At 72.8% G+C, this 2364-nt stretch carries 2 protein-coding genes; both read left to right on the forward strand.

All coding sequences use genetic code 11. From position 1 onward, the window contains the following. Nucleotides 1-975: AAA family ATPase (locus HW445_RS27185; protein WP_180223521.1), on the forward strand; the 975-nt coding region annotated here is incomplete at its 5' end. A gap of 136 nt (nucleotides 976-1111) precedes the next feature. After that, nucleotides 1112-2320: a signal recognition particle-docking protein FtsY gene (gene ftsY / locus HW445_RS27190; RefSeq protein WP_180223522.1), complete on the forward strand. Its 1209-nt coding sequence runs from the start codon at nucleotides 1112-1114 to the stop codon at nucleotides 2318-2320. Nucleotides 2321-2364: the final 44 nt, after the last annotated feature.

Genomic DNA, 2364 nt, shown 5'->3' on the forward strand with positions numbered 1-2364 from the left:
GACCGCGCCGACCGGGAACGGGCCGCCGCCGAGGCCGCCAGGACGCGGCAGGAACAGGAGCTCGCCGCCGCCCGCGGCGCGGGGCGCGACCTCAAGGCCGAACTCGACAAGCTCACCGACTCCGTCCACCGGGGCGAGGTGCTCGGCGCCGAGAAGAGGCTGCGGATCGAGCAGCTGGAGACCAAGGCGCTCGAGGAGCTGGGCGTCGAGCCGCAGGCGCTGGTCGCCGAGTACGGCCCCGGCCAGCCCGTACCGCCGTCCCCTCCGGCCGAGGGGGAGGAACTGCCCGAGGACCCCGGCCATCCGCGCAACCGGCCCCGGCCGTTCGTCCGCGCCGAGCAGGAGAAGCGGCTGCGGGCCGCCGAGCGCGCCTACCAGCAGCTCGGCAAGGTCAACCCGCTCGCGCTGGAGGAGTTCGCCGCACTGGAGGAACGCCACCAGTTCCTCAGCGAGCAGCTGGAGGACCTGAAGAAGACCCGCTCCGACCTGCTCCAGGTCGTCAAGGAGGTCGACGAGCGGGTCGAACAGGTCTTCACCGAGGCGTACCGGGACACCGCCCGGGAGTTCGAGGGCGTCTTCGGGCGGCTCTTCCCCGGCGGCGAGGGACGGCTGATCCTCACCGACCCCGACAACATGCTCACCACCGGCGTGGAGGTCGAGGCACGGCCGCCGGGCAAGAAGGTCAAGCGGCTCAGCCTGCTCTCCGGCGGTGAGCGGTCGCTGACGGCGGTGGCCCTGCTGGTCTCGATCTTCAAGGCCCGGCCCAGCCCGTTCTACGTGATGGACGAGGTCGAGGCCGCCCTCGACGACACCAACCTCCAGCGGCTGATCCGGATCATGCAGGAGCTCCAGGAGTCGTCCCAGCTGATCGTGATCACCCACCAGAAGCGGACCATGGAGGTCGCCGACGCACTGTACGGCGTGTCCATGCAGGGTGACGGCGTCTCGAAGGTGATCAGCCAGCGTCTGCGGTAGGCGGGGCGGCGGTCACCGGCGGGCGGGCGGCTGGTCACCGGAGGCGGGGCGCGCGCCCCGCCTCCGGACTCCCCGGGAAGAACCACGGCGCGCGCCCCGGGCGGCGTGCGCCCCATGGCCGATACTGGGACGCGTTATGGACACCGTCATCCTTGCCGTAGTCATCGCGGTGGTGGCCCTCGTCGCCTTCGCCGGCCTCCTCGTCGGCGGCCGGCGCAAGAAGCAGCTGCCCCCGCCGCCACCGTCCGCGCCCGACATCACCGCCCCGCCGGCCGAACCCGAGGCCGGTGAGGAGGCCGAGACACCGAGGGACGAGGAGCGCCGCACGACCGAGGAGGCCGACCTCCCCGGATCGCCCACCGGCGCCACCCTGGTCGAAGAATTCCCGGTGGAGCCCGCCGCCCCGGCGGTCGAGGTTCCCGAGCCCACCGCCGGCCGCCTGGTCCGGCTGCGCGCCCGCCTGTCCCGTTCGCAGAACGCGCTGGGCAAAGGCCTGCTGACCCTGCTCTCCCGCGAGCACCTCGACGAGGACACCTGGGAGGAGATCGAGGACACGCTCCTCACCGCCGACGTCGGCGTCCAGCCCACCCAGGAGCTCGTGGAGCGTCTGCGCGAGCGGGTCCGCGTGCTCGGCACCCGGACCCCGGAGGAGCTGCGGAACCTGCTCCGCGAGGAGCTGCTGCAGATCCTCAACCCCGAGTTCGACCGTTCCGTGAAGACCGACGCCAAGGAGGGCACCCCCGGGGTGGTCATGGTCGTCGGCGTCAACGGCACCGGCAAGACCACCACCACCGGCAAGCTGGCCCGTGTCCTGGTCGCCGACGGCCGGACCGTGGTGCTGGGCGCGGCGGACACCTTCCGCGCGGCCGCCGCCGACCAGCTGCAGACCTGGGGCGAACGGGTCGGCGCCCACACGGTGCGCGGCCCGGAGGCCGGCGACCCGGCCTCCGTCGCCTTCGACTCCGTCAAGGAGGGCATCGCCACCGGGGCCGACGTGGTGCTGATCGACACCGCCGGCCGTCTGCACACCAAGACCGGCCTGATGGACGAGCTGGGCAAGGTCAAGCGGGTCGTCGAGAAGCAGGCCCCGCTGGACGAGGTGCTGCTGGTGCTCGACGCCACCACCGGCCAGAACGGCCTGGTGCAGGCCCGGGTGTTCGCGGAGGTCGTGAACATCACCGGCATCGTGCTCACCAAGCTCGACGGCACGGCCAAGGGCGGCATCGTGATCGCCGTCCAGCGCGAGCTGGGGGTGCCGGTCAAGCTGGTCGGCCTCGGGGAGGGGGCCGACGATCTGGCGCCGTTCGAGCCGCAGGCGTTCGTCGACGCGCTGATCGGGGACTGATCCCGGCACCGCCGCGTTCCTCCGACGCCCGCTCACCCGCCCCG

This window comes from Streptomyces sp. UH6 (assembly GCF_013421635.1).
GTDB classification, from domain to species: Bacteria; Actinomycetota; Actinomycetes; order Streptomycetales; family Streptomycetaceae; genus Streptomyces; species Streptomyces abyssomicinicus.

Coding starts and splice junctions, on each gene's coding strand:
- ftsY (WP_180223522.1), top strand. CDS start 1,112: ATGGACACCGTCATCCTTGCCGTAGTCATCGCGGTGGTGGCCCTCGTC.